General features: G+C 46.4%; 23 protein-coding genes, 1 pseudogene and 1 other annotated feature. Of the genes and pseudogenes, 15 read left to right on the top strand and 9 right to left on the bottom strand.

Going from position 1 to position 22006, the window contains the following annotated elements; all coding sequences use genetic code 11:
- Window positions 1–16: 16 nt before the first annotated feature.
- The 4 genes and pseudogenes from ACNFN4_RS06165 to cidR all read right to left on the bottom strand — a co-directional run.
- Window positions 17–336: pseudogene (locus tag ACNFN4_RS06165) on the bottom strand (Efem/EfeO family lipoprotein); the annotation flags it as partial.
- Window positions 337–412: 76 nt separating this feature from the next.
- Window positions 413–1087 carry a thiamine phosphate synthase gene (gene thiE / locus ACNFN4_RS06160; protein WP_110124423.1) on the bottom strand — a complete coding sequence of 225 codons (675 nt, stop codon included), beginning with the start codon at window positions 1085–1087 and terminating at the stop codon, window positions 413–415.
- Window positions 1084–1902 carry a hydroxyethylthiazole kinase gene (gene thiM / locus ACNFN4_RS06155; protein ID WP_017418643.1) on the bottom strand — a complete coding sequence of 273 codons (819 nt, stop codon included), beginning with the start codon at window positions 1900–1902 and terminating at the stop codon, window positions 1084–1086. The genes thiE and thiM overlap by 4 nt, the downstream gene beginning before the upstream one ends.
- A gap of 2 nt (window positions 1903–1904) precedes the next feature.
- Window positions 1905–2813 carry a cidABC operon transcriptional activator CidR gene (cidR, locus tag ACNFN4_RS06150; RefSeq protein WP_003150908.1) on the bottom strand — a complete coding sequence of 303 codons (909 nt, stop codon included), beginning with the start codon at window positions 2811–2813 and terminating at the stop codon, window positions 1905–1907.
- 106 nt (window positions 2814–2919) lie between these two features.
- Between cidR and ACNFN4_RS06145 the strand changes: the two genes are divergently transcribed.
- The 5 genes from ACNFN4_RS06145 (at window position 2920) to ACNFN4_RS06125 (ending at window position 6097) form a co-directional block, all read left to right on the top strand.
- The gene (locus tag ACNFN4_RS06145) at window positions 2920–3306 is read left to right on the top strand and encodes a CidA/LrgA family holin-like protein (RefSeq protein ID WP_007407725.1); all 387 of its coding nucleotides are present in this window, start codon (window positions 2920–2922) and stop codon (window positions 3304–3306) included.
- Window positions 3288–3968: a CidB/LrgB family autolysis modulator gene (locus ACNFN4_RS06140; RefSeq protein ID WP_007407726.1), complete on the top strand. Its 681-nt coding sequence runs from the start codon at window positions 3288–3290 to the stop codon at window positions 3966–3968. The genes ACNFN4_RS06145 and ACNFN4_RS06140 overlap by 19 nt, the downstream gene beginning before the upstream one ends.
- Window positions 3969–4096: 128 nt before the next feature.
- Window positions 4097–4291 carry a YwbE family protein gene (locus ACNFN4_RS06135; protein WP_003150901.1) on the top strand — a complete coding sequence of 65 codons (195 nt, stop codon included), beginning with the start codon at window positions 4097–4099 and terminating at the stop codon, window positions 4289–4291.
- A gap of 155 nt (window positions 4292–4446) precedes the next feature.
- Window positions 4447–5208, top strand: a complete 762-nt coding sequence (locus tag ACNFN4_RS06130) for a MerR family transcriptional regulator (RefSeq protein ID WP_179156209.1) — start codon at window positions 4447–4449, stop codon at window positions 5206–5208.
- Window positions 5195–6097, top strand: coding sequence for a DUF2268 domain-containing protein (locus ACNFN4_RS06125; protein ID WP_088056382.1), 903 nt, complete (start codon window positions 5195–5197; stop codon window positions 6095–6097). Before ACNFN4_RS06130 ends, ACNFN4_RS06125 begins: the two co-directional genes overlap by 14 nt.
- An 81-nt stretch (window positions 6098–6178) precedes the next feature.
- Here the strand turns inward: ACNFN4_RS06125 and ACNFN4_RS06120 are convergent, their stop codons facing one another.
- Entirely contained in the window at window positions 6179–7366 is a 1188-nt protein-coding gene (locus tag ACNFN4_RS06120) for a class I SAM-dependent rRNA methyltransferase (RefSeq protein WP_100262087.1), read from the bottom strand.
- A 94-nt stretch (window positions 7367–7460) separates the two neighbouring features.
- Between ACNFN4_RS06120 and ACNFN4_RS06115 the strand changes: the two genes are divergently transcribed.
- On the top strand, window positions 7461–7844 hold the full coding sequence (locus ACNFN4_RS06115) for a VOC family protein (RefSeq protein ID WP_003150894.1): 384 nt from the start codon (window positions 7461–7463) through the stop codon (window positions 7842–7844).
- Window positions 7845–7872: 28 nt separating this feature from the next.
- Here the strand turns inward: ACNFN4_RS06115 and celB are convergent, their stop codons facing one another.
- Window positions 7873–9207 carry a PTS cellobiose transporter subunit IIC gene (gene celB / locus ACNFN4_RS06110; protein WP_007407728.1) on the bottom strand — a complete coding sequence of 445 codons (1335 nt, stop codon included), beginning with the start codon at window positions 9205–9207 and terminating at the stop codon, window positions 7873–7875.
- Between the two features lie 161 nt (window positions 9208–9368).
- On the opposite strand from celB, the gene ACNFN4_RS06105 reads away from it, so the two are divergent.
- Window positions 9369–11114: a S8 family peptidase gene (locus ACNFN4_RS06105; RefSeq protein WP_280146770.1), complete on the top strand. Its 1746-nt coding sequence runs from the start codon at window positions 9369–9371 to the stop codon at window positions 11112–11114.
- Window positions 11115–11171: 57 nt separating this feature from the next.
- On the opposite strand, the gene ACNFN4_RS06100 is transcribed toward ACNFN4_RS06105, so the two are convergent.
- Window positions 11172–12032 carry a glycosyltransferase family 8 protein gene (locus ACNFN4_RS06100; protein WP_007407730.1) on the bottom strand — a complete coding sequence of 287 codons (861 nt, stop codon included), beginning with the start codon at window positions 12030–12032 and terminating at the stop codon, window positions 11172–11174.
- Between the two features lie 178 nt (window positions 12033–12210).
- On the opposite strand from ACNFN4_RS06100, the gene ACNFN4_RS06095 reads away from it, so the two are divergent.
- A complete protein-coding gene (locus ACNFN4_RS06095) occupies window positions 12211–12708 on the top strand; it encodes a MarR family winged helix-turn-helix transcriptional regulator (RefSeq protein ID WP_014419207.1) in 498 nt (165 codons plus the stop codon).
- Window positions 12705–12916, top strand: a binding site (T-box leader). (Overlaps the previous gene by 4 nt.)
- A gap of 45 nt (window positions 12917–12961) precedes the next feature.
- The gene (gene tyrS, locus ACNFN4_RS06090) at window positions 12962–14206 is read left to right on the top strand and encodes a tyrosine--tRNA ligase (protein WP_014419208.1); all 1245 of its coding nucleotides are present in this window, start codon (window positions 12962–12964) and stop codon (window positions 14204–14206) included.
- A 56-nt stretch (window positions 14207–14262) separates the two neighbouring features.
- On the opposite strand, the gene ACNFN4_RS06085 is transcribed toward tyrS, so the two are convergent.
- Together ACNFN4_RS06085 and ACNFN4_RS06080 are read right to left on the bottom strand one after the other, a co-directional pair.
- Window positions 14263–14895, bottom strand: a complete 633-nt coding sequence (locus ACNFN4_RS06085) for a GTP pyrophosphokinase (RefSeq protein WP_007407732.1) — start codon at window positions 14893–14895, stop codon at window positions 14263–14265.
- A gap of 131 nt (window positions 14896–15026) precedes the next feature.
- Window positions 15027–15962, bottom strand: coding sequence for a 1,4-dihydroxy-2-naphthoate polyprenyltransferase (locus ACNFN4_RS06080; RefSeq protein ID WP_007614633.1), 936 nt, complete (start codon window positions 15960–15962; stop codon window positions 15027–15029).
- 443 nt (window positions 15963–16405) lie between these two features.
- Between ACNFN4_RS06080 and ACNFN4_RS06075 the strand changes: the two genes are divergently transcribed.
- The 6 genes from ACNFN4_RS06075 to ACNFN4_RS06050 all read left to right on the top strand — a co-directional run bounded on the left by ACNFN4_RS06075 (window position 16406) and on the right by ACNFN4_RS06050 (window position 21967).
- Window positions 16406–16555, top strand: a complete 150-nt coding sequence (locus ACNFN4_RS06075; RefSeq protein ID WP_003150882.1) for a teichoic acid D-Ala incorporation-associated protein DltX — start codon at window positions 16406–16408, stop codon at window positions 16553–16555.
- A gap of 15 nt (window positions 16556–16570) precedes the next feature.
- Window positions 16571–18082: a D-alanine--poly(phosphoribitol) ligase subunit DltA gene (gene dltA, locus ACNFN4_RS06070; protein WP_115941170.1), complete on the top strand. Its 1512-nt coding sequence runs from the start codon at window positions 16571–16573 to the stop codon at window positions 18080–18082.
- A complete protein-coding gene (gene dltB / locus ACNFN4_RS06065; protein ID WP_012118762.1) occupies window positions 18079–19260 on the top strand; it encodes a D-alanyl-lipoteichoic acid biosynthesis protein DltB in 1182 nt (393 codons plus the stop codon). Before dltA ends, dltB begins: the two co-directional genes overlap by 4 nt.
- Before the next feature lie 16 nt (window positions 19261–19276).
- Window positions 19277–19513: a D-alanine--poly(phosphoribitol) ligase subunit 2 gene (gene dltC / locus ACNFN4_RS06060; protein ID WP_003150875.1), complete on the top strand. Its 237-nt coding sequence runs from the start codon at window positions 19277–19279 to the stop codon at window positions 19511–19513.
- Complete coding sequence (gene dltD / locus ACNFN4_RS06055) at window positions 19514–20692, top strand: D-alanyl-lipoteichoic acid biosynthesis protein DltD (RefSeq protein WP_007407736.1); 1179 nt, start codon at window positions 19514–19516, stop codon at window positions 20690–20692.
- A gap of 183 nt (window positions 20693–20875) precedes the next feature.
- A complete protein-coding gene (locus ACNFN4_RS06050; RefSeq protein WP_025650062.1) occupies window positions 20876–21967 on the top strand; it encodes a branched-chain amino acid aminotransferase in 1092 nt (363 codons plus the stop codon).
- Window positions 21968–22006 lie beyond the last annotated feature (39 nt).

Raw genomic sequence — 22006 nt, 5'->3', positions numbered from 1 at the left:
TGTGTCTTAACTCCTTTTAAAGCACATCGGCAATCTTCGACATGGTTTCAGAAAGGGCCGTCAGCTTTGTGCTTATCTCTCTGATTTGATCTGTACTTAATGTATCACAGGACGTATACGATTGATCGCACGTTTTGTATTTCGACATCAAAACTTCAAATTCGCTGAATTCCGCATTAAGTTTTTCCGTGACCTCGAAATGATCTCTCACTGCGCGCTTTTCACTGTTTTATAGAGGGCTTTTGAGCCTTCGGCGCCGACGGTGATTGGTTCAGGCGTCACTTTGAGCGAAACGATAGAGCCATCAAACGCTTCGGTCGATATTGCAAGCTGATTGCCCTGTTCTTGACATACGGCTTATATTCTCCAAGGTCCGTCACTGCCTTTTTGCGCACACAAGAAAAGGGCCGCCCTATCGGGACAGCCCTGCTTTGGAGTGCCGAATTTCCTCTGAAAACTTGCGCGCCGCCGCTTTTGGATCTTCGGCTTGGCTGATGGCGCTGATCATGCTGACGCCGTCTGCACCCGCTTCAATGACGGGCGCCGCGTTGTCAGCCGTAATGCCGCCGATTCCTACAATCGGAATGGTGATGCCCTGACGCCGCACCTCTTCAATCAATGTAACGCCCTGCACAGCTTCAGCATCTTTTTTTGTTTCGGTCGGATAGACCGGGCCCATTCCGACGTAATCGGCTCCGGCTTCTTCCGCCCGCTTCACCTCGGAGACGTTATGTGCTGACACACCGAGAATCATATCGCCGATTGCCGCTCTCGTTTCTTCGGCGTCTGCGTCATCCTGTCCGATATGCACTCCGTCCGCCTCAAGGCGCAAGGCCAATTCGACATCATCATTAATGATGAAAGGAATCCCGGCCTGCCTGCAGACATCCTGCACCTGCTTCGCGAACAGGACACGTTCATCCCCTGTTAAAGAACCGCTCCCCTTTTCCCGAAATTGAAAAAGCGTAGCGCCGCCCTCAATGGCTTTTTTCACCACGGAAACGGGGTCTGCGCTTGTATTGTTTGATCCCATAATAAAATAAACCGATAACATATCCTTCATCATTTCCCGAGAAATACGCGTCATTTTTCTGTCACCCTTTCAATTGCGGCAAGCTCGGCCGCTTCTTGTTCGGAGATGCTTGCCAGCTTGTTTAAAAGCTCAATCTGGAAGCTGCCCGGCCCCTTATGGGAGGTGTCCAGAGCGGCAAGCTGAGCGGCGCTTCCGTATACAGAAACGGCTGAAACGGCCGCTTGCAGAACGTCCTGCCCCGCTGCGCAGAAGGCTCCGATTACAGACGTCAGCAGGCATCCCGCCCCCGTCACCTTCGTCAGCAGTTTATCACCGTTATGTACGGCGTATGTGCCGGTGCCGTCGGAGATGACGTCGGTTTTTCCGGTAATCGCAATGACCGTCTTCATCCCGCTTGCAGCCGTCTTAGCGAGCTGAACCACATCTCCTCCGGCTTCCCCCGCATCCACGCCTTTTATCTTCCAATCAGGGGCGCCGGCAATATTGGCGATTTCCGCGGCATTTCCGCGAATGACGGACAAGCGGACCTCCTGTATGATCTTGCGGGCTGATGCCGTCCGAAACGGCGTGGCGCCGGCGCCTACCGGATCAAAAATGACCGGAACACCGTTTTCGTTGGCCGATTTTCCGGCTGCGATCATAGCTTCAACCGACGCCGAACTGAGGGTGCCTATATTCAGGACGAGCGCTCCTGCGATTTTCGCCATGTCGGCGGCCTCCTCAATTGCATAAGCCATAACGGGCGATGCGCCGAGCGCGAGCAGTCCGTTAGCGGTGAAGTTCGTGACGACATTATTGGTGATACTGTGAACGAGCGGGTTTTGATCCCGCACTTTACTCAAGTGTTGAGCTGCGGTTTGTGCGTCCATGCTTAATCATCCTTTTTTCTCTTTTTCGGATTCCATAAATACGATTTCGTATGCTCCAGCCAGGCTCTGGCGGCAAAGGACATATAGCGGTCTTTCCGCCAAATGATGGCTAAATGCCACGGAATGACCGGATGAACGAGCGGAATGGTTCTGACTTTGTCAGGATCAAGACCGCGGCAGATTCTTTCCGGCAAAAGGCCGATACCGAGATTGGCCGATACCATTTCGCTGATAAAGTCCCACTGTGACGTTTCATAAATGACGTGCGGCCTGAATCCGGCTTTCACGCATTCCGTCATAATTCGATTATGAAGGACAAAATCCTCCCTGAAAAATATGAACGGCTCTTCTTTCAATTCGTGAAGACTGCATTCTTTCTCGTCAGCGAGCCGATGTGACGGATGGACGACGAGCATAAGGGTTTCCTTGACGATTGTGAACGTATGAAAAATTTCTTCATTCGCGGGAAGCACGACGACCCCGATATCAAGCGAGCCGTCCTCCACCCCTTGCTGCACTTTAATAGAGCCGTCCTCAACAAGCTGAAACGTCACATCGGGATATGTGACGCGGAAGTCACCGAGCACTCTCGGGAAAAAGCCGGACCCGATCATCGGCGGAAGACCGATGCGGACGTGCCCTTTCTTCACTTCCATAATATCATTCAGCTCTGACGTCAGGTTTTGGAATGACTTTGTGATTTCCTGCGCCTGCACATACATGCTCTGCCCGGCGTCAGTCAGTTCAACTTGCCGGCCATTGCGGTAAAACAGCTTAATGCCGAGCTCCGTCTCCAGGTTTTTAATCATTTTTGAGATTGTCGGCTGTGAAACATACAGCGACTGTGAAGCCTTCGTAAAGCTTTTCAAACGGGCCACTTCCAAGAAATACGTTAAGTGCCGGATATCCATTACATTTCATCCTTTCTATAGACAAAAGGAATACACATTATTCTTTATATGTATTTTACCTATAGGAAAACCTTCTGTACAATATAAATATAAGGGAGGCATCATTATGAAAAAATTGCTGCTTACCGTTATTCAAATCGCTCTGCTGTTTATATTTGCGCGTCTGATCAATTGGGTCACGGCGGCTCTTCATATAAATATTCCCGGCAGTATAATCGGGATTGTGATTCTTTTCACATTATTGCATTTCAAGATTATCAAACTTGAATGGATTGAGCTTGGCGCAGCATGGCTCCTCGGTGAGCTGCTGCTGTTTTTCATCCCGTCTGCCGTCGGAGTGATTGAATACGGAGATATTATGTCTAAATTCGGCGTAAGCATTTTACTTGTCGTCGTCATCAGCACATTTGTCGTGATGGTTTCAACAGGTACGCTTACACAGCTGATAGCAAAAAGAAAGGAGAAAAAACAAACGTGTTCATCGGAATCATAAGTTTATTCTTAACTGTCTTAGTATATTTGGGCGCGAAAAAACTCTACACTCGTTTTCCGCGGGTGTATACGTCGCCGCTTCTGATTACGCCCGCTGTTTTGGTCGTACTGCTGCTTCTTGTCAATGTCCCGTATCAGACATACAATCTCGGCGGCGGACTGCTGACCGATATGCTTCAGCCGGCAACAGTGGCGTTCGCCATCCCGCTTTATAAATATTTCCCGATTTTAAAGAAATACGCCGTGGAAATTATTTTGAACGTAGCGGTCGGTTCATGTATCGCCATTCTGTCAACGGCCTTTATCGCCAAATGGTTCCATCTCGGCAGCAGCTTAGTCGACAGTCTCGTGCCGCGATCCGTGACGACGCCGATTGCCATGAACGTTTCAGAAATGATCGGCGGGATGCCGGCCGTTACAGCGGTTTTCGTCATTTTAACGGCTTTATTGGGAACGATCATCGGGCCGATGGTCATCCGCTATTTCCGCATTGATAACGAAATTGCCCGGGGCGTGCTGCTCGGAACCAGCGCGCACGGAGCGGGGACATCTAAAGCATTTGAGCTCAGCTCCGTATCAGGAACGATCTCAAGCGTGTCCATGATTCTCGCCGCGATTATGACACTGTGCGCGGCCCCGATTTTGCTTTCGTTTATGTCATAAAAGACTGCTCCTTACAGAGCGGTCTTTTTTTATTTGCTATAAGGATTGATTTGTCTGTCCTTCATAAAAAGACGAAAACACGATATGATAAGATATGAAGTGAAAAGACTGAAGAACGGATGTGTCATATGAACGGCCAGCAGCGAAGCAGCATCAGAAAAGGACTTGAAGTCGATATCGTCCTGAAAGCCGATCAGCGTTCAGGAAAGCTGACAAGAGGAATCGTGAAGGATATTTTGACGAACTCAAGCTTCCACCCGCGCGGCATTAAGGTCCGCCTTGAAGACGGGCGAATCGGCCGGGTCCAGCACATTATTGAATAGAAAAAAGCCGGAGCTTCACGCCCGGCTTTTTTTCTTTAATTTCAGCAATGAAATCCTCATATGTTCTCCCTTTATATACAAAAAATCTTTAACCAACTATTGACTCTTACGCTGCGTAATACTTTAGAGTAGCCATTAAGGAGGCGGCAAACGTGATGGGTATGAAAGTAAAAGAAGTAGCTGAACTGATTGGAGTAAGCATACGGACTCTCCATCATTACGATCAAATTGGATTATTGACTCCTCAGGAAACGACCGATTCCGGTTATCGGCTTTATTCTGAAGAGAATCTTGAACAGCTGCAGCAGATACTATTTTTCAAGGAGCTCGATTTCTCCTTAAAAGAGATTAAAGAAATCATTAATAGTCCTTCATTTAACCGAAGGGAGGCATTAATTTTACAAAAGAAAATGTTGATTGAGAAACGGAATAGAGTCGATAAGATGATTGAAACCATCGATAAATCAATCAAACATATGATGGGAGAGATTTGCATGACGAACAAAGAGCGGTTTGAGGGAATGAACTTCAATCATAATCTTTATGAACAAGAAGCTCGCAAACGGTGGGGTGATCAACCTGTCGATAAGGTAAATAGTAGATTGAAAAACATGACTGATGGTGAGCAAAAAGATTTATCTGATAAGTGGACTGCAATGTTCAATAAATTTGCACTCCTTATTAACCAATCTCCCAAGTCCCCAGACGTACAAACAGCTATCAAAGAGTGGTTTGATTTTCTCAATGAAAATTTTGGTGAATATTCTTTTGATGCCTTTTACGGATTAGGTCAACTCTATATTGAAGATAAACGCTTCACTAAGAACATCGACCGGTATGGTGAAGGGTTGGCGAAGCTCATGAGTGATGCCATTACAATTTATATAGATAACCAAAAAAAGGGTGGTACCCATTAAAATCATTATCGAGGATACAATTGGGCAATACGAAACGTTATTTTCAATGATTGAAAATAGAGAAGATTATTATCGGTATTCAATGATGAAACCTTTTGAAGATATGTGGAAAAAGATGAATGTTCCCTTAAAGGCAAAGCAGCCTAACGGATATGATGTAATCATGGCTGCAAATATGCTGGGCTATCTGAGCATATTTGATACGGAAACCGGAAGAAAAGCACTAGAGAATCTAAAAGAAATTCAAGCTCTTCAAATTGCATATGACACTTTAACTCATTGTGTAGAATTTATCAAACAAAACCGCTTAAAAATAAATGCTGATGAAATAAGGTTTGGGATGTATCTGGCTAATCAAAAAAAGCTTGAGTTACATAGAGGGTATTGTGGATTCGGAGGAATTCCGGGATTTATTCAAGTTTCAATATTCCCCAATTCATATAACATACCGAGACTGCCTGCTGTAATCGCACATGAATTTCATCATAATATTCGTTTTTCGTATTTCAATTGGGATTATGGGAACGTAACGGTTGGGGATTACTTAATTATAGAGGGGCTGGCAGAATCGTTTGCCAAAGAACTTTACGGAGAAGCTCTGTTAGGTCCCTGGGTTACTTCTTTTGAAAAAGAAGACTTAGAATACTCAAAAGAAATCATCAAAGACTCATTAAATGTGAAAGGGTTTGCTGAGGTCAGCAGTTACATGTTTGGTGACACCTTTGCAGCCGAACAAGGTTATCAGCCTGTCGGCTTATCACCGTTTGCCGGTTATGCGGTTGGCTACCAAGCGGTGCAATCCTTCATGAAAGCCAACAATGTGGGCATTAGTGAGGCCACTTTACTTGGCACAGATGAGATACTAAGAAATAGCGGGTTGTTTCTTTAAGAATGAAGATTATTTTATCCCGTATTAAAGCGATGGAAGAGGGTTTTCTTTTCCCCTCTTTCCACGCTATAAATGATCATCCTATTTTTTCCGCAAGAAAACAACCTTCAAATAATTCCCTTCTTTAAACGCGGGAATCGTTTTGAAATCTTCCGGAAGCGTATATTCTTCCAAAATGTCGTAACGCTCATTTGTTTCTTTAAAGGCGGTCTCTATAAAGCCTTTAAATTTCTTCATATTGAAGGCGCTGCTGTTTGTCGAAGCGATGATGATGCCGCTTTTTGCAGTGATGGCGATCGTTTCCTTCAGCAGGTTTTTATAATCTTTCGCCGCGCTGAACGTCCGTTTTTTTGTGCGGGCGAAAGAAGGCGGATCAAGGATGATGAGGTCAAACTCCAGCCCTTTTTTTGCCGCATAGCCGAAGTATTTGAAAACATCCATGACCTTAATGTCATGCGCCTCATAATCAATTCCGTTGGCGCTGAACTGTTCAATCGTTTTTGCGAGACTGCGGTTGGCGACATCGACGCTGGTCGTTTTCTCAGCTCTGCCAAGCGCCGCCGCAACGGAAAATGCCCCCGTATAAGAGAACGTATTCAGCACCCGTCTGCCGTTTGCATACTTATCCCGAATCGCTTTGCGCACATGACGCTGGTCTAAGAAAATGCCCGTCATCGCCCCATCGTTTAAATCCACCGCGTACCGTATGCCGTTTTCTTGAACAATGACCGGAAAATCTCCTCTTTCGCCTTTGACAAAATCGTCGTCTTCCACGTATTGCCCGGCCGTATCGAATCGTTTCTTTTCATAGATCGCTTTATAAGAAAGCTCCAGTCCGTCAATCGCCTCAATCATGCTGTCCTTATAAGCGTAAATGCCTTTACTGTACCATTGAATCAGCAGATAACCGTCATAAAAGTCAATCGTGACGCCGCCGATGCCGTCGCCCTCACCGTTGAAAAGCCGGAACGCCGTCGTATCGGGCGCCTTAAACAGATGGGCTCTTGCTTCAGCCGCTTTTTTCAGCTTGTCCAGAAAGAAACGTCCGTCGATCCGTTCATCTCTCGCGCGGGACAGCACCCAGCCGACTCCTTTATTCTGCAAACCGTAATAGCCTTTTCCGATAAACTCACCCTTCTCGGATGTCACATCAAAAAGATCGCCCTCTGTTAAATGAGCCGAGCTTCCGGACAGAGCGTCTTTTTCAATCAGGGGGAATCCTTTTTTCAGCTTTCCGGCAAATGTATCTTTCACTGTAAGTAGCTTCATTGTGCATTCCTCTTTCGTTTTGCTTTCTCTTATCGTACCATAAAACATGATCAACACCGCATTGTCCCGAAAAATTCAAAACAGGGGGAAAACCATGACAGCCAAAAGAATCGACCATACAGGCATTATGGTCAAAGATATTGAAACATCCATCGCCTTTTATCAAGACGTTCTCGGTATGCAGTTAAAGGATCGTATCACTCATACGAACGGCATTATTGAACTTGCCTTTCTCGGCTTTCAAGAAGGGCCGGAGACAGAAATTGAGCTGATCCAGGGCTACAGCAGCGAGCTTCCCGCAGAAGGAAAAGTTCACCATGTCGCTTTATTAACTGAAGATATCGCGGCGGAGTTCACACATGCAAAGCGTCAGGGCGCCGTATTCATTGATGAAGAAATCACGACGCTTCCGAACGGATATCGCTACTTTTACATTGAAGGACCTGACGGCGAATGGATCGAATTTTTCCAGCGTTAAAAAAAACGGGCGAAAGCGCCCGTTTTTTTTATGTTTCTTCTGTGACGTTTTGTTCCGCCGCCCGTTCCTCTCTCCATTTTTGAAGATCCCAAATTCGGAAAAACGGATAATAGATGATAAATGTAATCAGGAGATTGATCAGCTGCATGACCGAACCGGAGATTTTCCCGCCCGTCGCCAAATAACCGGATATCAGCGGCGGCATCGTCCACGGCACGGCGATTCCCGCCGGTTTTGCCACCATCCCCGTGCTCATCCCGATGTACGTCGCCGTAATGGTCAAGAGCGGCGCAATGATAAAGGGCACGATTAACAGCGGATTCATGACGAGCGGCATCCCGAAAATAATCGGTTCGTTAATGTTAAAAATCGCGGGCCCGATGCCGAGACGGCCGAGCTGTTTCATCTGTTTGCTTCTGGAGCGCACAAGCATGGTCAGCACAAGGGCAAGCGTCGCTCCGCTTCCGCCGACATTAATCCATATTTGAAAGAACTGTGTCGTAAAAATGCTCGGCAGCGCTTCTCCCGCCTGAAAAGCCAAACGGTTGGCATCCATCGCCCCGTACCAGATCGGCGACATGACGCCGCCGATAATGGACGCGCCGTGTATGCCGCACGACCAAAGCAGCATTTGCACGAATTCGGCGATAAGACTTCCGCCGAGACTCCCGCCCAGAATAGACAGCGGGGTGCCCAGCAGATCGCCTACGACATTGTGGAGGCTTTTAAAAGGAGTTATTTCAATAAACAGACGGGCCAGCCATACAAGCGTAATAATAATGAAACCGGGGATGAGCGCAACGAACGATTTGCTGACCGCAGGCGGCACTCCGTCAGGCATCTTAATAACGATATTTCTTTGTATGATAAACCGGTACACTTCCGTTGACAGCATTGCAATGATCATCGCGACAAACAGACCTTTGCTTCCGAGCAGCGAAATCGGAATGCCGCCTCCCACCATAATCTCTGTTGCCGAGCCGTCAGGAATAAACGGAATCTGATACGGCGTCGCCAATAAAAAGGCGGCAAGGGCAATGGCTCCCGACGACAGGGCATCCACCTCATAGCTTTCCGCAAGCCGGTAAGCAATCCCAAAGGCGGCGACAAGCGCCATAATGTCAAAGGACGCATTCACGGGATACCCGAGCTTTTCAACCCAATTTTCACCGAAAAGACCAGCCATAAAATCGGCATAACCGGGAATCGGAAGACTCGTCAGAATCAGAAAAACCGATCCGATGATGATAAGCGGCATAGTCAGAATAATGCCGTCCCGCAAAGCTCTTAAGTGCCTTTGACCGGCGACTTTTCCGGCGACAGGCATGATTTTTTCTTCCATGACCCGATTGAACGTACTCATTTATCAAAAACCCCCTTTTTGAGTTCATTGCGCAGATGTCTTAAAGCATTTTCTCCATCATATTTTGGAAACGCTTACATTTGCATACAGAAATTTTCCTTATCCCTCAGGAAAAAAAGAATTCCGCACTGCCGATATATAAAGAAAAAGGGGGAATTGCAATGTATCACATCCTGAAACCGATAATGGCTGCGGCCTTGTGCGTCGGCCTGTTCTCCGCCGCGGCGCCCGCGCACGCCGAGACGCACGACCGGGACGTTATCGTGGTGTACAAAAATCAAAACGGCAAGGAATCCGCCATAGACAGCGGAGCGGATGTGGAACAGACCTATCAGCATCTCCCGGCAGTCGCCGTGTCTGCCGATTCACAAACGGTGAAAGACCTGAAACAGGACCCTGACATCTTATATGTAGAAGACAATGTATCTTTTCAGGCAGCAGGCGGTTCTGATATCCGCCCGTTAACAGCGGCCCAAAGCAGCAGTTACACGCTGCCGCAATGGGATATAGAACCGACTCAGGTCAAGCAGGCGTGGAAAGAAGGCTTGACGGGAAAAAAGGTGAAAGTGGCTGTCATTGACAGCGGCATTTACCCTCATGATGACCTTTCCATTGCCGGAGGCTATTCCGCAGTCAGCTATACTTCCTCATACAAAGATGACAACGGACACGGGACGCATGTCGCCGGAATCATTGCGGCCAAACATGACGGATACGGCATTGACGGCATCGCGCCGGATGTCCGGTTATATGCGGTTAAAGCATTGGACAGAAAGGGTGCAGGGGATCTTAAAAGCCTTCTTAAAGCGATCGACTGGTCGATCGCCAACAAAATGGACATCATCAATATGAGCCTCGGAACTAACGCAGACAGCAAAATTCTTCACGACGCCGTAGACAAAGCATACAAAAAAGGAATCGTGATCGTAGCAGCCGCAGGAAACGACGGCAACAAAAAACCCGTCAATTATCCGGGTGCCTACAGCAGCGTAACGGCAGTCTCAGCGTCAACTGAAAAAAACGGTCTCGCGGCTTTTTCCACGACCGGAAAACAAATTGAATTTGCCGCACCCGGCACCAATATTACGAGCACGTATCTGAATCAAATGTACGCCGCGGCTGACGGCACATCTCAAGCCGCGCCGCACGTCACCGGCATGTTCGCGCTGCTCAGGCAGAAATATCCCGAGGAAACAAATACACAGCTCCGGCAGCAGATGCAGCAAAACATCAAAGATCTGGGCGCTCCCGGACGTGACAGCCGATTCGGGTACGGCCTGGTGCAATATCACGTAAATCAAAAGAGCTTTGCCGAACGGGCCGTAATAAAAGCGGAAAAGACGAAAAAACAGGCAGATATCAATCAAGCAAAAACGGCAGTCAGCAAGCTGCCCAAGTCAAAGGGAAAAACCGCTCTCGAGGCGCGGATCAATAAAGTTCAGACGGCAAGAAATGTGACGGACGCAAGAGACAAAGTCCGGACTGCCGAAAAACAAAAGAAAAAAACCGCCGTCAATGCCGCACAAAGCGCCATCCGCAAATTACCGGCCGGTTCAGAGAAAAAAGGGCTGCAAAAGCGGCTTAACGCTGTCAACTCAAGCCTTTTGAAAACAGCTGAGGCCAGCGTCAAGCAGGCGGAAAAAAAGACCTCTGAGGCCAGCACCGCAAAAGCCCAAAAAGCAGTCAGCGAAATCCAGCCGGGAAAAGAAAAAACCGCTCTGGAAAAACGGCTTGACCGGATAAAAGATAAACTCAACCGGCAGCAGGCTAGAGACAAAGTAAAAGCGGCTGAAAAAACCAAGACGAAAAAAGCAAAATCAGCGGCGCAAACGGCAGTCAGCCGGTTGAAGCCGTCTGCCGAAAAGACCAGTCTGCAAAAACGCGTGCGTGCGATTCGGGTGAAATAATAAAAAAAACGCTTGAGAGCCGGATAGCGGCTTCACAAGCGTTTTCATCACACCTGCCTATTGGTTCATGGCCGGGCGGTCAATCGTGTTCCATTTCGTAAAGGACATATATCGGAAATAATGATCACGATACGGGTGCGAGGTGCCTGTATTCCAAGGCTTGTCGCTGCCGCAGAAATGGACGATGGCCGGTTCGGCACGTGTTTCTCTGTAACGGATACGGTCGATCAGTTCAGGAGGCGTTTTCTCATTCATGATAATATGCGTCTGCGCGTTCCAGCGCGGATGCAGTTCATGCCATTGATCATATAAGATCGCGTTAAGCGCGTCCTGATCATGAAACACGAGAAAATCCTCCGAGCTGTTTTCGTTGATAAAATCAATCACCTTTTCGGAAATATTTTGTTTTCTCCAAGGTTCGAAATCTATAATCATAATGCCGGAATTAAAATACTTGGCAGTGTCGCTGATATTCATTTTTTTCAGTCTTTCATGCTGTCCGGCGTCTTCTACCGCCGCAACTATTGCCGGGGAAATATCCAAGTCCCATAAAACCGAAATATCTTCCATCACAATTGCATCGCAATCAATGTAAATCATCCGCTTTACGGACTCATCCTTAATTAAATCAGGGATGGAAATGCGGTAATAAGCCGCTTTTGTAATGTGGCTGCTTTCGACTGCATGCTTGTATTGATCAGCGTCTACTTCTAAAAATTCAAGCGGCGTCCCGAATGACATCGCGGTCTGTTCAAGCTTGTCCTTGTTTTCGGCAGTAATTCCGCCGTCGATCACATATAATTTCGCATCCCTTGTTTTATCCATATTCATCAATAAAGAAGCGAACATCCCACCCAAATGACGAGCATAATGATCATCGGCACATGATACGATATGCATTGTTTCATTCTTTCCCACTGATATTCATCTCCCTTTTTGTTGTACAAATGTCTTTCCCTTTTTTTAAAAAGTAAACCTCGATCTTACACATTTTTTCTGCGGGAATGTGCTGTTTGCGATTTGATATCTTTTGCATTCTCTGTTAAAATTCATTTCATAGCTAATGATTCTGACAATAATAAGGAGCATGACGCCATTGACGAATCGCAACGATGCCGGATCAGACAATAAGAAGCCGAACAGGCCTTTTTCCGATCTATCCGGCCGAAACAAAGAGGCGGCCTATATTGCCGCTGCACTCTATCGGTCCGCCCAGCAGCTCCGTGTAAAAATGGAGAAAGAGGTGCTGTCGGCACACAAATTATCATGGACGGCGTTTTCCATCCTGTATGACCTTTGTGAATGGGAAACGCTTGATACAAGAAGGATAGCCGCTCTATCCGGAATTACCGCGGCGACGGCGAGCAATGTCCTGAACACTTTGGAGAAGAAAGGCTTATGCAGCAGACAAACGAACAAAAGAGACCGCAGGCTTGTATTCGTCAGTATTACCGATGAGGGCAGAAAGGTTATTGAAGACCTTTACCCCGACTTTCATCAGGGGGAAATTGAACTGACGGCCTGTCTGGATAAACAGGAACAAAAAACGCTGTCCGCCCTGCTGCAAAAAATCGCTGACAATTTCATAACATAGCAGCTATGACGGGAATCAGTAACGGATTGTCTCCCTGTTTCAGAGAGCCGGCGGATGGTGCAAGCCGGCACAAAGACAAACGTGAATTACCTCCCTGAGCTTTCTTTGTGAACTTCAGTAGCAAAGAACGGGAAACCGTTATTCGAATGAGCGGAAGACGTCGTCTTCAATCAGGGTGGTACCGCGTGCATACAGCCACGTCCCTTTTGGGATGCGGCTTTTTTGTTTGGCTAAAAAAAGGAGGATGTAAAAGATGGAATCAATCACTTTAACGAATGATCAGGAGAAAGAAGTGCAAAGGCAGCTGGATTTGTACATGACCGGCGCCGCGGACGTCATACCGCCTGAAGAATTGAGAAATAAAATCGCCAAATCAGTGACATCCGGCAAGCCGCTGAACATTAAACTCGGCCTTGATCCGTCCGCACCCGACGTCCACTTGGGCCATACCGTCGTGTTAAACAAATTGCGCCAATTTCAAGAAAACGGCCATATCATACAGCTTGTTATCGGGGACTTTACCGGAAAAATCGGTGATCCGACGGGGAAGTCGCAAGCCAGAAAACAGCTGACTGATGAAGAAGTCCAGCACAATGCCAAAACCTACTTTGAACAGTTTGGCAAGGTGCTGGATCAAGACAAAGTTGAACTTCACTGCAACTCAAAATGGCTGAAGACATTGAATCTGGAAGATGTGATTGAATTAGCGGGGAAAATTACTGTCGCCCGTCTGATGGAGCGCGACGACTTTGAGGAGCGCATCGCCATGCAAAAACCGATCTCACTTCACGAATTCTTTTACCCGCTGATGCAGGGCTACGATTCTGTCGTTCTCGAAAGCGATATCGAACTCGGCGGTACGGACCAGCATTTTAACGTGCTGATGGGCCGCCATTTCCAAGAACGCTACAAAAAAGAAAAGCAGGTCGTCATCCTCATGCCGCTTTTGGAGGGTCTTGATGGCGTTGAAAAAATGTCTAAATCAAAAAACAACTACATCGGTATTGACGAGCATCCGAACGACATGTACGGCAAAACGATGTCATTGCCGGACAGCCTGATGAAAACATATATTCATTTAGCGACAGACTTAGAGCCTGCGGAGAAAAAACAGATGGAGAAGGATTTGGAATCAGGAAAGCTTCATCCGAGAGATGCCAAAATGATCTTAGCGGGTACAATCGTCAGAATGTACCACGGCAGGAAAGCGGCGGATGCGGCAGAACAGCATTTCAAACGTGTCTTCCAGCAAAACAGCCTGCCTGAAGATATGAAAACCGTCATATGGGACGGAGAAAAGCCCGTGCCCCTTATTGAGCTGCTCGTCACGATTGGACTCTTTTCTTCAAAAAGCGAAGCACGCCGTATGATTCAAAACGGCGGAGTCAAAGTGAACGGGGAGAAAACGGATGCCCTTCATACCGTCATTACCGCAGAAGACGGCATGACGATTCAGGTGGGCAAGCGAAAATTTGTACAGCTGCGCGTAAACGGATAAATAAACAGCCGGACTGCACATAAAAGCGGTCCGGCTGTTTGTGATGCGTCAATCGTTTAATCGACTTCTTTCTTAATCCCAAGCATCTTTTCGTCTAAATAATGGGCGATGTCCGCTGCTTCCTTCAGCTCGTCGGTCAGATGCTTTGGGACTTCGTTATTTAATTTGTAATAAATTTTATGTTCAAGACTCGCCCAAAAATCCATGGCGATGGTGCGGATTTGAATTTCCGCCTTCACATATTCCACACGATTCGTCAAATAAACGGGAATTTCAATAATCAAATGCAGGCTGCGGTAGCCGTTCGGCTTCGGATGTTTGATATAATCCTTCACCTTTACGATCTTCAGGTCCTTATGCTGCTTCAAAACCTCAGCGACATTATAAATATCGGAAATAAAGGAACAGATAATCCTGACACCCGCAATATCATGAATATGCTCTTTCATTTCCTGCGTCGTCACATCGCAGCCTTTGCGCATCAGTTTATTGACGATACTCTCGAAACTTTTTACGCGTGATTTTGTATGCTCGATCGGGTTATGCCCGTGAATCAAATTATATTCCTGGCTGATGATCGAAAACTTCGTATCCAGCTCATCTAAAGCGAATTTATAAACTAATAATTCATTTTTCCAATCTTCCATGACCGTTTTCAAATCATCCATATGGGCTGTTGACAAGTCCATTTTTTTCATCTCCTTGCTTTGCTGTCCGTATATAAGACGGGTCAGTCCTCAGTCAGGTTCTTTACAAAATCATGAAGATTATTTCATAAAAAAAAGCAAATGCCGGTTATGGCATTTGCCTTTTCATTTGATCAGCGGAAATAACTGATCAGGAGTCCGATTGAAAGCAGGAATCCGAAAAATGTATTGGTTTGCGCCGTTGATTTCATCGCAATAATCATGTTCATCGGCATTTCGTTTTTCACAAAGCCTTTCACAGCCTGAACGGGCTTCGGCACGCTCAGGAAGACCAGGAACAGCCATGGGCTTGTGTAACCCATGATGACAAGACCGACGATCCAGATGTAAGCGATGGCAAAAGATGCGGCCAGTATCATGACGGCTCCTCTATGCCCCATCAAAATGGCCAGCGTTTTACGTCCGCCCTTTTTATCTTCCTCAATATCACGGATATTGTTGGACAGGTTAATCGCTCCGACCAAGATGGCAATCGGGATGGAAATCAAAATGCTCTGTTCATTAATTCTGCCTGTCTGAATGAAGAAAGAAATAAGGACAAATACAGAGCCCATGCAAATGCCGGAGAACAGTTCCCCGAACGGTGTATACGCAATCGGCAGCGGGCCGCCCGTATACAGATAGCCGATCAGCATGCCGGCAAGGCCGATAACCGCAAGCCACCAGCTGCTGCTCATGCAGATATAAACACCGAGCACGAGGGCAATCGCATAAGAGCCGAGCGCCAGCTGCAGAATTGTTTTCGGCTTCATGCCGTGGCGGACGATCGCTCCGCCGATACCGACGGAATCCTCCGTATCTAAACCGCGTTTAAAATCGTAATATTCATTGAATAAGTTCGTGGCGATCTGAATCCAAAGGCAGGAAAACAGCATGGCCAAAAACAGCAGGAAATCAACCTTTACGTAAAACATCGCCAATACGGTGCCGAGAAGTACGGGCACAAACGATGCCGTCAATGTATGAGGGCGGGTTAGCTGCCACAAAATGCGGCCCATGCTTTCTTTCTCGGGCGTCTTTTGGCTGCCCCCCATATTGTTTTGATTCATTTTCCTCTTCCTTTCTATTAAAAGGCTTTCACAGTCAGCCGATAACAGTAGTGTTGAATTGGGGTTTTCACGTTTTCTGCTACCTTATCTATCATAATAATTTCTTCCTCATTTCACAAGATGCGGCGCTTTATCGGCTATCCTGCCGGAAACGGCTTTTCGCCCTTCTCCATTGGGGTTCGGCACAAGCCTGCGTAAGAAAAAGCCGCCAAAATTTTTTTACCTCGTTTATATTTACGATAAGTTAAAAATCCCGCCTGAACAGCGCCTTTTTAGTATGATCATTTGCCAATTTATACATGCGTGTTTTCCATCCTTTTGTTTCTCATTCATTTTTAAGGAAATTTTAAGCTTAGGATATTAGACATATTTTGAAACTTTTTGTTAATCTAATCGTCATATACTGGTGTAATTATTGAATACGCGGGGAAGGAATTTTGAATATGATGCAAAAATTAAAACGTGCTTATGAAAATACATTGATCAAATGGACGTTTCATACGGGCTTTTATTTTCTGATATTAGTATTGCTCTTTTGGATGTATGGATTTCATACAGCGAATACCGGCACTTATATTTACAACGATTTCTAATCGGGGAGGATAACTATGAAACTACTTGATGCTATAAAAACATACGCAGACGCCAAGCCGCAGGCCGAAGCGTTTCGTTCCTTAGATCATTCCCTCACTTACGGGGAATTATGGGATTTGTCGGAGCGGGTTGCGTCCGGCATTCAAAAACATACAGCTGACGGTTCGAAAGCGCCTGTCCTGGTTTACGGACATATGGAGCCGAATATGATCGTTTCTTTCTTAGGAAGCGTCAAAGCGGGCCGCCCTTACATCCCTGTCGATGTTTCCATTCCGGCGGAGCGGATCGTCAAAATCATTGAAAGCTCAGGCGCAGAGCTGCTTATCACCATATCGGGCGATGCAGTCGATACGGGAAGCAATCTGATTAAAACCGTTACGCCCGAAGAGCTTGCAGCTGACGGAGATGCAGACCTCAGCCGTGAGAACTGGGTAAAAGAGCTGGACACATTTTACATTATTTACACGTCCGGCAGCACGGGAAATCCGAAGGGCGTGCAGATATCGGCTGATAACCTGCAAAGCTTCACTGACTGGATCTGCAGGGATTTTCCTGTGGGCGATGGTAAGACATTCTTAAACCAAGCGCCGTTTTCTTTTGATTTATCTGTCATGGACATTTTCCCTTCGCTTCAAACGGGAGGTACGCTGCATTGCGTAACGAAAGACAAAATCAATAAACCGAAAGTACTATTTGAAGAGCTGGAGAAATCCAAACTGAACGTCTGGACATCGACGCCGTCTTTCGTCCAAATGTGTCTGATGGACCCCGGCTTTACGCAGGAGCTCCTGCCTGAGGCAGAAGTATTTATGTTTTGCGGAGAAGCGCTTCCGGCTGCCGTGGCACAGGAGCTGTTAAACCGTTTTCCGAAGGCCCGCGTATTCAATACATACGGCCCGACTGAAACAACGGTTGCCGTCACCTCCGTTGAAATTACGCAGCAGATCATCGATGAAAATGAATCTCTGCCCGTCGGTTTTGCAAAACCCGATATGAATATCTTCATCATGGATGAAAACGGGAATAAGCTTCCGGACGGAGAAAAAGGGGAAATCATCATCGCGGGCCCGAGCGTGAGCAAAGGCTATCTCGGAGAGCCTTGTCTGACGGAAAAAGCGTTTTTCCCGATCGACGGCCAGTGGGCATATCACACGGGTGATGCCGGTTATGTTCAGGATGGTCAGATTTTCTGCCAAGGACGCCTTGATTTCCAGATTAAGCTTCACGGCTACCGCATGGAGCTGGAGGAAATCGAAGTACATGTAAGGCAGTCTCAATATGTGCGCACGGCGGTTGTCATCCCGTATCAGCCTAACGGACCTGTCGAATATTTAATTGCCGCCATCGTGCCTGAAAAACATGATTTTGAAAAAGAATTCCAGCTGACAAGCGCCATTAAGAAAGAACTGGCCGCTTCGCTTCCGGCCTACATGATTCCGAGAAAATTCATTTATCAGGATCACATTCAAATGACTGCGAACGGAAAAATCGACCGTAAACGCATTGGCGAAGAGGTTCTTGTATGACGCCTTACAGCTCGTTTTTCTTCTTTATCTTACTTGGAATCCTTCTTTTGCCGACGATTATTTTAGGGCTGAACGGCAAGAGATTCCAAGGATACAACATGTTTATATCCATCATCGTATTGGCTTTGATTTTCGCGCATGATCTGCACGGCGTGATCGCACTATGTATCTTTACGCTGTGGCAGGTGCTTTTAATCAGGGGTTATCTCGCTTACAGACTGAAAGCCAACAGCGGCTTTGTCTTCAGTATGGCCGTGATCGCGTCCATTTTACCCCTGTTTTTATCTAAATTATGGCCGTTTTTCTTTCCGCCGGCGCCTCATCACCCGGTTCATAACCTGATCAGTTTCTTAGGAATTTCTTATTTGACATTTAAAGGCGTCCAGCTGATCATGGAAACGAGAGACGGGCTGATTAAAGAAAAAATGCCGCTTCACCGCCTTTTGTACTTTATTATGTTTTTCCCGACCATTTCTTCCGGTCCGATCGACAGATACCGCAGATTTGCCAAGGACGAACAGAAAGTATGGACAAAGGGAGAATACGCTGATTTACTGTATACCGGCATTCATAAAATTTTTATCGGTTTCTTATACAAATTCATTATCGGATATGCGATTAACACGTATTTCATTATGAATCTGTCCCATATCACCCACAGCAAACTGTGGGGTAATGTGCTGTACATGTACGGATACAGCTTGTACCTGTTTTTTGATTTTGCGGGTTACACGATGTTTGCTGTCGGTGTAAGCTATATCATGGGCATCAAATCTCCGGAAAACTTTAATAAGCCGTTTATCAGCAAAAACATTAAAGACTTCTGGAACCGCTGGCACATGTCCTTATCCTTCTGGTTCAGAGACTACGTATTTATGCGCTTTGTTTTCTGGATGACAAAGAAAAAATGGATAAAGAACCGGATGGCCGTCTCGAACATCGGGTATTTCCTGCTGTTCATGCTGATGGGCGTCTGGCACGGACTCGCCCTGCAATATATTGTATACGGCCTGTACCACGCCGTATTAATGACCGGGTATAACTTTTTTGAGAAATGGAATAAGAAATACAAGTGGCTGCCCGCCAATCGTTTTACGGCCTTTTTAGCCATCGTCATCACATTCCATTTCGTATGTTTCGGATTTTATATTTTCTCAGGAAAACCATTTCATCACTAAAGGAGATTGAAAACACATGGAATTTAAACAGGAAGTATTAGACGTATTAGCTGAAGTTTGTCAGGAGGACGCTGTGAAAGAAAATCCTGATATTGAAATCTTTGAAGAAGGACTGCTTGATTCTTTCGGAACTGTAGAGCTGCTTGTCGCCATCGAAAACCGCTTCGGCATTACAGTGCCGATCACTGAATTTGACCGTGACGAGTGGAATACGCCAAACAACATTGTAAACAAACTGACTGAGTTGAAGTAAATGAAAAAGCGTTTCTTTGGACCAATTATTTTAGCGTTCGTCCTGTTTGTCGGAGCTATCGCAGTTCCGGCTTCATGGCTTACGCGCTTCATTCCTGAAAAACGTGTCGAAGAGTCGGCGGCAGCCTTAAATCCGAATATGTTCCAGGGGCTCTATCTGCAAAATAAAATGTTCGAAGACTCGAAGTATCTGCCGATTTTCGGTTCTTCCGAGCTTTCAAGACTGGATGAGTTTCATCCGTCCAACTATTTCCAAGTGAACAACCAAGGCTTTACGCCTTATCTTGTCGGAAAAGGCGGGGATCAATCCTTGATACACGCCGTAAACTTTGCGGCGCATTATCAGCAGCTGAAAGGCAAAAAGCTGGTATTCATTGTTTCTCCGCAATGGTTTATCAAAAAAGGTTCTGATGAACAGCACTTTGCGCCGAATTTTTCATCACTTCAGGCATTGGATTTAGCATTTAATAACCAGATTGATCCCGCGGTCAAAAAGAACATGATGAAGCGCATGCTCCGTTTTAAAGTCGTTCAGCATGATGCCGTCCTTTCTGAATTGTACAAGGGAATGGTCAACGGACAATCATGGAAAGTGAAAGCGGTCATGCCGGCTGCCAAAGCTTATTATTCTCTGCTTGAGAAAAAAGATCTTTATTATTCAATGGGAGAAACCAAGGGCCCTGAACGGACGATCTCTGAAAACCTGAAAGGGAAATCGTGGTCAGAGTTAAAAACAGCTGCCGCTCAATTAGGAGAACGGAGCTCCAAGTCCAATCCTTTCTATATCGATGACGCTTCTTATAAAAAGATTAAGAAGAAAGTAAAGAGAGTGAAAGGGATCAACAAAGGAAGAACGTACGCCAAATCAGTCGAATATCACGACTTTGAGGATATGCTGGACATTCTGAAAGATGCCGGCGCTGAACCGATGTTCGTGGTTATTCCGGTCAACGGAAAATGGTATGACTACACCGGCTTCCCGAAAAAAGGCCGGACTGATTACTACAAAAAAGTCACTAAGCAAATTAAAGCGAAGGGCTTTCAGGTTGCCGACTTATCCGGGCACGAATATGATCCGTACTTTATGAAAGACACCATCCATATCGCCTGGAAGGGCTGGGTGTACGTCGATAAAGCAATGGAGCAGTTTTACAAAACCGGCAAGGTGACGGTTCACTGAGCACGGTGATGACAGAATACGTAAAAACGAACACGCAGGGGGCATTCTCTCCCCTGCTTTTTATGTGATTTGATTTTTTCACAAATTTGAGGAAAACTATTGCGAATATTTGTTGAAGGTATACAATAGAATATAAATTATTTTCAAATAAGTTTGACAATAACACCAATAGGGAGACAGAACATTATGAAACAAGACATTCGTGTTGAATTGACTTCAGCCAAAAAACCGAAACCGGACCCCCATGACCTTGCGTTCGGCAGAATTTTCACCGACCATATGTTTGTTATGGATTACGATGCTGATCAAGGCTGGTACGATCCGAGAATTATCCCTTATCAGTCCATCTCAATGGATCCTGCGGCCATGGTTTATCATTACGGCCAAACCGTTTTTGAAGGGCTTAAAGCGTATGTAACGAAGGATCAGGAAGTGCTTCTGTTCAGACCGGAGAAAAATATGGAGCGCCTGAACCAGTCAAATGACCGCCTTTGCATCCCGCTCATTGATGAAGAGCTTGTTCTTGAAGGCCTGAAACAGCTCGTAGCCATCGACAAAGACTGGATTCCGAAAGCGGAAGGCACTTCCCTTTATATCCGTCCGTTTATTATTGCGACTGAGCCTTTCCTCGGTGTAGCGGCATCCCATACGTACAAGCTGTTTATCATTCTTTCCCCGGTCGGCTCTTATTACAAAGAAGGCATTAAACCGGTGAAAATCGCCGTGGAAAACGAATTCGTGCGCGCCGTCAAAGGCGGCACCGGAAACGCGAAAACCGCCGGCAACTACGCATCAAGTCTGAAAGCGCAGCAGGTTGCAGAAGAGAAGGGATTTTCCCAGGTTTTATGGCTTGACGGCATTGAGAAAAAATACATCGAAGAAGTCGGCAGCATGAACATCTTCTTCAAAATCAGCGGCGAAATCGTGACGCCGGAGCTGAACGGAAGCATTCTTGAAGGAATTACGAGAAATTCCGTCATCACCCTTCTCAAACATTGGGGACTGACTGTGTCTGAGCGGAAGATTTCGATCGATGAAATCATCCAGGCGCATCGTGACGGCCGATTGGAAGAAACATTCGGAACCGGTACGGCGGCGGTCATTTCTCCGGTCGGCGAACTGATCTGGAATGATGAAAGTCTTGTCATCGGCAGCGGTGAAACCGGAGAGATCTCGAAGAAATTGTATGATACCATTACAGGCATTCAAAAAGGCGCGGAAGCCGACGTGTTCGGCTGGACGACGGAAGTCGCCTCACTAAGCGAATCAAAATAAGCAAAAAACCCGGAAGCGAATCCGGGTTTTTTTTACTGC

The sequence above is a fragment of the Bacillus sp. N1(2025) genome (genome assembly GCF_053470005.1).
The sequence above is the reverse complement of the archived record's forward strand: the minus strand, read 5'-3'. Positions and strand labels throughout refer to the sequence as shown.

Excerpts from the sequence above, each read along its gene's own strand:
- ACNFN4_RS06075 (WP_003150882.1), top strand. The coding sequence starts at position 16,406 with ATGATGCAAAAATTAAAACGTGCTTATGAAAATACATTGATCAAATGG.
- ACNFN4_RS06115 (WP_003150894.1), top strand. The coding sequence starts at position 7,461 with ATGACAGCCAAAAGAATCGACCATACAGGCATTATGGTCAAAGATATT.
- ACNFN4_RS06135 (WP_003150901.1), top strand. The coding sequence starts at position 4,097 with ATGAACGGCCAGCAGCGAAGCAGCATCAGAAAAGGACTTGAAGTCGAT.
- ACNFN4_RS06105 (WP_280146770.1), top strand. The coding sequence starts at position 9,369 with ATGTATCACATCCTGAAACCGATAATGGCTGCGGCCTTGTGCGTCGGC.
- tyrS (WP_014419208.1), top strand. The coding sequence starts at position 12,962 with ATGGAATCAATCACTTTAACGAATGATCAGGAGAAAGAAGTGCAAAGG.
- dltB (WP_012118762.1), top strand. The coding sequence starts at position 18,079 with ATGACGCCTTACAGCTCGTTTTTCTTCTTTATCTTACTTGGAATCCTT.
- ACNFN4_RS06130 (WP_179156209.1), top strand. The coding sequence starts at position 4,447 with ATGGGTATGAAAGTAAAAGAAGTAGCTGAACTGATTGGAGTAAGCATA.
- thiE (WP_110124423.1), bottom strand. The coding sequence starts at position 1,087 with ATGACGCGTATTTCTCGGGAAATGATGAAGGATATGTTATCGGTTTAT.
- ACNFN4_RS06145 (WP_007407725.1), top strand. The coding sequence starts at position 2,920 with ATGAAAAAATTGCTGCTTACCGTTATTCAAATCGCTCTGCTGTTTATA.
- dltD (WP_007407736.1), top strand. The coding sequence starts at position 19,514 with ATGAAAAAGCGTTTCTTTGGACCAATTATTTTAGCGTTCGTCCTGTTT.
- thiM (WP_017418643.1), bottom strand. The coding sequence starts at position 1,902 with ATGGACGCACAAACCGCAGCTCAACACTTGAGTAAAGTGCGGGATCAA.
- dltC (WP_003150875.1), top strand. The coding sequence starts at position 19,277 with ATGGAATTTAAACAGGAAGTATTAGACGTATTAGCTGAAGTTTGTCAG.
- ACNFN4_RS06080 (WP_007614633.1), bottom strand. The coding sequence starts at position 15,962 with ATGAATCAAAACAATATGGGGGGCAGCCAAAAGACGCCCGAGAAAGAA.
- cidR (WP_003150908.1), bottom strand. The coding sequence starts at position 2,813 with ATGGATATCCGGCACTTAACGTATTTCTTGGAAGTGGCCCGTTTGAAA.
- ACNFN4_RS06120 (WP_100262087.1), bottom strand. The coding sequence starts at position 7,366 with ATGAAGCTACTTACAGTGAAAGATACATTTGCCGGAAAGCTGAAAAAA.
- dltA (WP_115941170.1), top strand. The coding sequence starts at position 16,571 with ATGAAACTACTTGATGCTATAAAAACATACGCAGACGCCAAGCCGCAG.
- ACNFN4_RS06085 (WP_007407732.1), bottom strand. The coding sequence starts at position 14,895 with ATGGACTTGTCAACAGCCCATATGGATGATTTGAAAACGGTCATGGAA.
- celB (WP_007407728.1), bottom strand. The coding sequence starts at position 9,207 with ATGAGTACGTTCAATCGGGTCATGGAAGAAAAAATCATGCCTGTCGCC.